The organism is Phyllobacterium sp. (assembly GCF_037994405.1).
In the GTDB taxonomy this organism is placed as follows: domain Bacteria; phylum Pseudomonadota; class Alphaproteobacteria; order Rhizobiales; family Rhizobiaceae; genus Phyllobacterium.
The window spans coordinates 1-9,093 of sequence record NZ_JBBNAN010000158.1; the positions used below are offsets into that span (position 1 = coordinate 1).

Annotated in this window: 6 protein-coding genes; 2 read left to right on the forward strand and 4 right to left on the reverse strand. The window is 59.2% G+C overall.

Annotated features, from left to right (window positions below):
* Together AAAC48_RS09470 and AAAC48_RS09475 are read left to right on the forward strand one after the other, a co-directional pair.
* Nucleotides 1-499: GMC oxidoreductase (locus AAAC48_RS09470; RefSeq protein ID WP_340653939.1), on the forward strand; the 499-nt coding region annotated here is incomplete at its 5' end.
* Nucleotides 500-694: 195 nt separating this feature from the next.
* Entirely contained in the window at nt 695-2,542 is a 1,848-nt protein-coding gene (locus AAAC48_RS09475; RefSeq protein ID WP_340653940.1) for an EAL domain-containing protein, read from the forward strand.
* A 30-nt stretch (nt 2,543-2,572) separates the two neighbouring features.
* Here the strand turns inward: AAAC48_RS09475 and AAAC48_RS09480 are convergent, their stop codons facing one another.
* The 4 genes from AAAC48_RS09480 to traA all read right to left on the reverse strand — a co-directional run.
* A complete protein-coding gene (locus AAAC48_RS09480; RefSeq protein ID WP_340653941.1) occupies nt 2,573-3,406 on the reverse strand; it encodes a TonB family protein in 834 nt (277 codons plus the stop codon).
* 62 nt (nt 3,407-3,468) lie between these two features.
* Nucleotides 3,469-3,924, reverse strand: coding sequence for a TonB system transport protein ExbD (exbD, locus tag AAAC48_RS09485; RefSeq protein ID WP_340653942.1), 456 nt, complete (start codon nt 3,922-3,924; stop codon nt 3,469-3,471).
* Between the two features lie 10 nt (nt 3,925-3,934).
* Nucleotides 3,935-4,819 carry a tonB-system energizer ExbB gene (gene exbB / locus AAAC48_RS09490; protein ID WP_340653943.1) on the reverse strand — a complete coding sequence of 295 codons (885 nt, stop codon included), beginning with the start codon at nt 4,817-4,819 and terminating at the stop codon, nt 3,935-3,937.
* Between the two features lie 519 nt (nt 4,820-5,338).
* Nucleotides 5,339-9,093: Ti-type conjugative transfer relaxase TraA (gene traA / locus AAAC48_RS09495; RefSeq protein ID WP_340653944.1), on the reverse strand; the 3,755-nt coding region annotated here is incomplete at its 5' end.

The following is a 9,093-nucleotide window of genomic DNA, read 5'->3' on the forward strand; positions in this document are numbered from 1 at the left end:
ACGGACACTGGCCGATCCATTGATGAATGGCTTCCGGGATACCGTTTTTCCTTCAAGCTATTCGCCGCGCGTCGCCAAAGTTGCAGCACCCGGCCTGCTCAATGCGCTTCAACGCGGTGCCCTAGCCACGATGCTCGACCACGCCGGTCCCCTGCGCAAGAACCTCATTCATGCCATCGTCACACTCGGGGTTACGCTCGATGGCCTTATCAATGACGATGATGCGCTTACTGCCTTTGTCCGCAAATATGTGGGCGGGACATGGCATCCGTCCGGGACGTGCAGGATGGGTTCCGAAGACAACCCCATGGCGGTCACCTCGCCATCCGGCGAAGTGTACGGGGTTCAAAATCTGCGCGTTTGCGACGCCTCGCTCATGCCGAGCATACCTTGCGCCAACACCAATATTCCGACGATCATGATGGCGGAGCGAATTGCGGACATCATCAAGAACGAGATGCAGGCAGCACGGACGCGCAACCCAAGCGTTTGTCTTTAACACCTGTGATGGTGGTCCATCGACCGAAGCGGGGCCATTACTATGATTTCTTCACGGAATCGTTATAATTCTTGCCTCATTATAATTCAGTCGGAACGACAGTCGTTTGATCAGGTTCAATTGATCGCGCTCGCAAGGGAGTTGTAGGCAACGCAAGAACTGATTGGCACACGGAGGTAATTTCGGAGAAGCAATATGAAGCCTGGCGTAAGCGATCTCCTGCTCCATATCCAGAATGAAATACTGGAAGCTGTCGCTTGTCGTGATAAACTGGATGACGTTGCGAATGTGCTTTGTCGCCGGGTCGAGAATCTGGTTCCGGGAATAATCTGCTCCATCCTAACTGTGGACAGTGACGGGCGGCTTCATCCTTTGGCGAGCCCCAGTCTGCCAAATAGCTATTCGGAGGCCCTTGACGGGCTGGAAATTGGACCGTCTGTGGGATCATGCGGAACGGCTGCCTTTCTCGGCAAATCTGTCATCGTGCCCGACATTGCGACTGATCCGCTGTGGGCGGACTTCAAGGATCTTGCGCTGCCTCTCGGCCTTCGGTCTTGCTGGTCTACTCCAATAAAATCCAGGGAGGATCGGGTCGTCGGCACATTTGCCTTTTACTACAAATCGATCAAGGGGCCGGACGAACTTGAAAAGCGCATAGTGCAGACCTGCGTCCACCTTTGTGCGATAGCTATTGAACACGAAGAGGTGAAGGCCCGCGACTACAAGCTCGCCTATTTTGACGCCTTGACTGGTCTGTCCAACCGCGGCCGTTTTGACGAAATGCTGCGTGAGCGCATTTCCGCCAATACACCATTCGGCCTCCTTCTGGTTGATATTGATCATCTCAAGTCAGTCAACGATACTATGGGACATCTTGCCGGCGATCGCCTAATAAAGAGTGTTGCCAATTTGCTCGCTTCCGGCGAACCGTCCACCAGCGCTTACAGGCTGGGAGGCGACGAATTTGCGGTCATCATCGATGCCTGCAAGACCAGTGAGGATTTGACAGCGGCAGCCGCCGATATTCTGCGCAGAACAAAAGCGCATATCGCATCCGGAATTGAGACAATGATTGCCAGCGTTACAATCGGGGGCGCGTTGTTCGGCATGGACGGGACAGAGGCCAATACGATCCGGCAGAATGCCGACTTTGCCCTTTATCACGCAAAAGAAACGGACAGAGGCGGCTATGCTCATTTCCGGCCCGAACTGCGAACATCGATAATCGAGCGCATCAACATCGTGCGCAACGTCGATTCTGCCCTCGCGGAAGACCGCATTGCAGCCTACTATCAGCCGATTGCGCGGCTCGACACGGCAGAGATTGTTGGGTTGGAAGCCCTCGTCCGCCTGACAACCAAGGAAGGTAAAATTACCTCGGCGGGCCAGTTTTCCACGGCATTCACGGATGCAAAGGTGGCGGCGAGCGTTACCGAAAGAATGTTGAACTATGTGGCGAAGGACATTCGCGAGTGGCTGAATCTCGGTCTTCCCGTTCAGCACGTAGGAATCAATGTAACGACAGGTGACTTTCGCAGTGGCAATTTGCAAGGCAGGATTGAAGAATGTTTCGCGCGGGCCAATGTGCCTTTGAAGCACATCATGCTTGAGGTGAACGAGTCAGTCTTCATGGGCGGCAGCGATCAGTTTGTCGCCAAAGCTGTAAAGGTCCTGCGTGAAAAAGGACTACTCGTCGCGCTGGATGATTTCGGCACTGGATTTGCCTCGCTCACCCATCTGATGAGTTTTCCCGTGGATATTATCAAAATCGATCAATCCTTTGTCAACGGCCTGGCCGAGGGCAGCCGCAGTTCGATCATCGTAGCGGCAATAATGGATATCGCTAATCGCCTGAACATGCGCGTGGTGGCAGAGGGTATTGAAACGCTTGATCAGGTTCGGCACCTTTGCGAACTTGGGTGCAACCTGGGCCAGGGATACTACTTTGGAAAGCCGTGCTCGGCGGTTGAGACAACACGGCTGTTGCAGGAACACGCGCAAATAGCCGATACGCAATCGGCCTATCATCCTTTCTTGATGTAGCAGCGTTTGGCTCAGCTGGCGATTACCCGATTATTCGACCCGGAACGGCACCGTAAAGCTCTGCCTCGAGATTGCCACTTCATCTGGAGCCGAAGGAACAGGGGATGCGCGGCGAACCGTTTCAAGAACGCTCTGATCAAGTTGCGGCGAACCAGAACTATCGGCGACCCTAGCCGATAGGATATCTCCGCCACGTGTAACCGTGATCGCGATACTGACGGTGCCTCCCTCTTTCGAACGCATTCTTTGCGTGCGCCGCCTAAGGTAGGCTTCGAGCTTGGCACTCCACCTTTCAGTTTGTTTCGCTGATGCAGCGCTTGTCGCAGTCGACTGCGTCTTTGCCTCGCGCGGCATCGCATCGTTGACAACCGCTGTCTCCAATTTTTTCGCCGGCTTACGTGCAGCTTTTTCGACAATCTGTTTCTTCGGAGCGTCGAATTTCCTGGCTTCCGGGCGCATGACCGGCAGAGGGACTTCCACCTTTGGCAGTTCGACCACGTCTTCTGTCTGCTCGTCGAGAGGCTCAGCCTCCTCCGGTTCCGATATCGCTTCCTCGGCTACGTCCGACTGGGGTTTATCCGGCGTGACCTCCTCAGGGGGCTGGACTTGTTGTTCCGGTTCGGGTTGTACCTGCGGCTCTGGGGCAGCCGCCTCCTGCTGGACAGGTTCAGGTCTCACCGGTTCGGGCTCGACAGGCGCTTCCACTTTGGCGGGCTCGGCGACGACCGGCTCTGGTAGAGGCTCCATGTCGATCATCACGGCAGCCGCAACTTCACCAGCGGGTTCGACAGGCTGAATGTTCTTCAAAGACCAGGCCGCCCCCGCATGAACCCCGATCACGACAAGACCGGCAGCTGACCACAAACCAATCTCGCGCCAATCAACGCGAAAGAACCCTCTCCTCGTTGAGGCTGACGCTGCAATCATTACTGCGCGGTTCCGCTGGGTGTGCTCTGCTGTGCTGGCGCGTTTTCCAGCCCGACCAGCGCGATCTTGAGGTAACCGCTGTCTCTCAGACTGTTCATCAGGTCCATCAGAGAGCCGTAGTCCACGGACTTGTCCGCCCGCAGGAAGAGACGGGTTTCCTTATCGCTTTCGGTGCGCTGATCCAGGAAGCGGCCGAGCGTCTCCAGCGGCACGGTGTCATCGCCGATGGCAATCGATTTGTCTTCCTTAAGCGTCAGCCAGACCGGTTTGTCGGGCCGCGGCGCGGGCTGGGCTGTTGAAGCTGGCAAATCGACATTGATATCCACTGTGGCAAGCGGCGCTGCCACCATGAAGATGATAAGCAGAACCAGCATGACGTCGATGAACGGCGTCACGTTTATCTCGTGGTTTTCCTGCAAGTCGTCCGACGCCGTGTGCCTGATGCCGCCAGCCATGGCCGGTCCCCTACTCTGCCGCTGCCGCGCGGGGGTGATGCGCTTTCGGTATCAGCGCAAAATCCACGTCGCGGCTTACGAGGCGCTCGACGCCTGCCGAGGCGTCGGCGAGCAGTTGCCGATAACCGGTGATGGAGCGTGCGAAGACGTTATAGATGACCACCGCCGGAATAGCGGCAACGAGACCGATCGCCGTTGCCAGCAAGGCTTCGGCGATACCCGGTGCAACAATTGCAAGGTTGGTCGTTTGCGATTGCGAAATGCCGATGAAGGCATTCATGATACCCCAGACCGTTCCAAACAGGCCAACGAAGGGTGCTGTCGAGCCAATGGTCGCGAGCAATCCGGTGCCACGGCTCATGCGGCGACTGGCCTGTGCTTCGATACGCGACAGGCGCGACGCGACGCGCTCCTTCAGACCGTCGGCGCTGGCATGGCCTTGCGCGTCTAGAGATATGCGCACCTCTTCCCGAGCGGCGTTCACAAGGGATGCCACCGGGCCTCCCCTACCCTCCAGCGCGCGCGCCGCATCGAGCAGCGTCCGTGCATTTCCAATGGCATTGAGCGCACGGTAGGCGCGTACACGAGCACCGGTGAGCTCAAGCGTTTTGGCCAGCCAGACAGTCCAGGTAACGAGCGACGCGAATGCAAGGCCGATCATCACCGCCTTGACCACCCAGTCCGCCGCCATGAACATTCCCCAGGGTGACAGATTGTGCGGGAGAGCCCCGACTGCCTTCTGACTGGTGGGCGGCACCTCGACAGGTGGTTGGGCCGCCGGAACCGTTGCTATTTCGGATTGCGGCACGGGCTGAGCCGTCGACTGCGGAGCCGGTGTTGCCGCCTCTTGCGCATTTGCTGCGGAATAGGGCAAACCGAAAAGAAGAACGAGCATGCAACAGAGAGCCCGTGCCCTCAGGCTCGCCATGAAATTATTCGCTCCAGCTTGCCCGTCTGCCCTTGCCCGCATTGCCCCGCAAATCCTCTTCATATTCGTCGCAAGAACAGAGATCCCATCGCTTAGACGCGGCTCCGGTCAAGCAGCTTTCTCGTCGGTATAAAGCGGCTATAGATATTATGACTAAAATAATCAACTATTTTCTGGATCAAGGAATCATAGAGCGGTTTGCGACCAGGAGCCGTTGCAATTTGGTCGAATCGTGCTTGGGCTTGTAACATCTGGGCTAGAACACGGCGCTCATTCATGCACACGCTGATTGATAGCCCGGACAAAGGCTTTCACCCGTTCTCTGCTCGTTGAGGTCTCGATGAAACGATCCGTGTGGCGCTGCTGGATGGGTGGCATTATTGCCATCCAGCACGGCGACCGTCCCGCCCAGCGTGCGGCTAGAGTTCGATGGATCTCGGCGCGGAGATCGCCCAGTTCCGCCAAGCCTTTGCTCCTTCTCGTTTATTAAATGTCGAGACCAGGCGCCCGGCTGATCGCGCGAAGGTGGCGCTCGGACATGATCTTCAGGCTACTATCGATCCGGACGCTCTGCTGCAGCACCCGGAGCGACGCGCGCATCGCCTCGAAGGCCTGTCGCTGGGACGGCGCCACCCTGTTGACGATGTCCTTTTCGTCGCGCGCGATGGCGTTTCGTCCAAAGCGCGCGTCGAGCGCCCTGCTGACCGCAGAGAACTCCTCACGCACTTTCAGATCGATCTTACCGACCATGCCGTCGAGCGACCGGCTGCTTGTCGTCGTTGCTTCAGCGGTCAGCCGCGCGAGCGCGTCCCAGGCAGTCTTCGACAGTCCGGGTATCTCAATGGTCATGCTCCTGCGCTCTTGCCGAACAGACTGGCTCTCTGCCGCGAAGGCGGTCGCATAAGACGAGCCGACAGACCGAAGGCACACGGTCGCACCGGGAACGGCTTGCTGAGCCTGCTTTCGCTCTCTTCCAGAAGCGAGCGGCCGATCGATTAACCGGTCCGATCCCCTGAGCGCGCCATAGGCGGCAGGATTATTAACAACGGCGATGGCGACGCGGTTGACCGATATGCCTTTCACGATCAGGTCTTCGATCGTTTTGACCGCAGTGGCGGGATCGCGCCAGATGTGCGTCGCAGCCTTTGCAAGTGCGGCGCGCTGTTGCCGATAATAGGGCGCCATCAACGCGCGTCTTCGCGCCTCGTCTTCGACTGATGTCTTGAACTCGGTGACGGCAGCAAGGATTGGCAGCATTGTTGAATTTTCCTTTGCCGCATCGTGGGCCGCGGCGGCAACGATGCGTGACCGGTCCTCACGTTCGACCTTACACTGTAGATCCGCAATGCTATCATCATGGGACATGCGCCGCTCGCGCTCGATTGCAAATCCGAGCGCGACGCTCGCCCGCTCCCACAGCTTCGCCAGTTGGCGCCCCCGCCACGCCACGCGCTGCTTCATCCCGGCCGCGGCCTCGGCGAGCTGGCCAATGCCGCGCCGCCGCGCGAAGTCATTGATGTGGAGCTGGTAGCTGGCCTCGCCCTGGTAATCGAGCGTCGTCGTCTTGGCGCCGGTACGGGACAAGCGCTCAGCCAGCGCCTTGAACAATTCCGGCCGGTGGCTCTCCCGCTCGATCCGCTCTTGGCGCGCTTGGGCCGTTTCGACCTGCTTCACTGTCCAGGTATTGCGCCCAACGACACGCTCCTCGTAACGTCCCTTGCGGGTTTCCTCGTCGGAGACCGGGACCTTGACCGTGACCCGCTCGACGCCATCCTTGCGTAATTTGACCGTATCGCCGGTGGCGACACCGCTCTCCGCCAACGCCTTCGGCAGGCTGACGCCCCACAGCCGATGCGTCTTTCCGTCCTCGGTCTTTACATCGGCATAGGGGCTCGGATCCACATCCTCGCCTTGCCGGAACCTCGCCACGCCGATATCGACAAGTTCGCCGGTTACGCCGGCGGCGTGATCGACATGCTCTTTTCCTCCCCATTTCGGCCGTGACTCGAAATCCTCGCTAGCCGCATAAAGATCGGCGCGGTCGCGATGACGGGTCATCGCTACATAGGTCAGATGCCGGTCCATCATGCTCGTGGCGAGCACGAAGGTGCGGTCGACGGTCGCTCCTTGAGATTTGTGGATCGTCGCAGCGTAGCCGTGATCGATGCTGCGGTAGGTACCTTCGCTAAAGACGAGCCCGCGACCGCTATCGAGCCAGACGGACAGCAGCGCATGGCCCCGGTTGTCCTTCGTGGAAACGACCGTCCCGAGCATGCCGTTCTTGACATATTGCGGACCAAGATGGTCTGCCCGCGGTTCGACGAAGCGGGCGTTCTCAAGGAAGATGATGCGGTCACCAACGGCGAAGTCTCGCTTACCCCGCTCCGTGATGAACGCGCGGTTTTCGGCCAATGCGCCCTGCTCGGTCATGACTGCGCGCAGCGCCTCATTGAGGCGCTTTACGGCGTCATTGGTATGGGCGAGCACGAGCAGCTCATCGCCTCGCAGACGAGGACCGTCCTCTGCCACGGTCGCCTTTTCCAGGAGCTGCTTCCTTGCTTCCGCCCACTCTGCAACAATGCGTCCGATCGCCTCATCGCGGCTCTGCGCCGCGGTGATATGGCCGCGTTGCGCATAGACAGCGAGCGCCTTTTCAACTTCACCGCGCGCGAAGAGACGCGACGCATCGCGCGCCCAGGCCTCACACTGTCGGCGCACGCCGGCAAGTTCGGCAAAACCTGTTCTTTCGACAATGGCCCGGAAAGCGGCACCCGCCTGAATCGGCTGAAGCTGCATGGCGTCGCCGACGAGAACGACCTTCGCCTGTGCCTGCTCGGCGATCTTGAGGACCCGTTCCATCTGCTGCGACGACACCATACCGGCCTCATCGATCACCAGCACATCGCCCCGTTCGGGCCGGTCACGACCATTTGCCCAAGCCAATTCCCACGACGCCAGCGTTCGGGACGTGATGCCTGAGCTGTCCTCGAGACCTTCGGCCGCCTTGCCCGCCAGAGCCGCACCGATCACCCGCCGCCCTTCGCTTTCCCAAGCGATCCGCGCAGCTTCCAGAAGCGTCGACTTACCCGCGCCGGCAAGACCGACGACAGCAGCAATGCCTTTGTCGTGCGTCACGTGACGGATCGCGTCGATTTGCTCCGGATCAAGTTTGAACCCCTTTCCCGCAGCGCCGGTTGACACCTTATCGATTGCCGCCGTCGCCCGCCACTCTGCTACGGCAAACCCGCAGCGCTTAGACAAAGCGAGCGCAGTGCGCGCCATGTCATATTCAATCCGCAACATATCCCGCGTCGTGAAGAGAGCGGGTTCTGCCGCCTTACCGGTCGCCGGATCGACCTGCTGCGGCTTCAAGGTGATGAGAGCATCCGATGCCATCAGCCTCGCGCGGATATTGGCAAAGTCGGTGGGATCGTCGACATACCGACAAAGCGCCCGGGCCATGTCGCGCTCATCGAACGTGGACCGCTCATTGCTGAGCTGCTTCAACAGAAGCCCGGGATTCTCGAGAAGACAATCCGCCATTTCCTGCCGGCGGGCCAGGTCCGCCGGTGCGAAGTACATCTCCCTGCCCTTACGGGCCAAAGCCGCCTTGGCGGGACCGAGGTGCTTCTGGGCAATGACGCCAAGCCCCTGCTCGGCGTAAGAGCGGCCGTCGAGGCAGATGTCATGGCCAGCAAACGCCAGATGCCGATTGGCGGTCTGCGCCCAGGCAAGCTTCCACGCCTTCATCGTTTCCTTATCACCTGCCCACAGTCGATAGACGATCCTGCCTCCCGGTCGATCTGGCGTGACGATCCGCGCCGGCTCGCCGTCTTCTCCCGTCACCGCGACCTTCTTTGGCCCGAACCCTTCCTCGGTTAGCGGCCGCAATGTCGTCATCAGGTGGATGTGGGGATTGTCGCCTTTATCGTGATAGACCCAGTCGGCAACCATCCCTTTCGAAGTAAGATTGTCCCGCACAAACTCGTGCACGAGTGCGATGTTCTCCGCAAGCGTCAGTTCCTCGGGTAGAGCGATGATCAGCTCCCGGGCCAACTGAGCATCCGCTCGCTTCTCAAAGGCCTCAACCGCGTTCCACAGCGCTTCGCTCGCAGCTGACGTAGTGCGACCGTCGGTTGTCGCGCGAAGCCATTGCGGCGTGTTGGAAGGAAGTACCAATTCTTCATGGACGAGTTCGGCAGATCCAGCCTCGTAGCTGAACGCGGTTCCGGCCTGTTGGT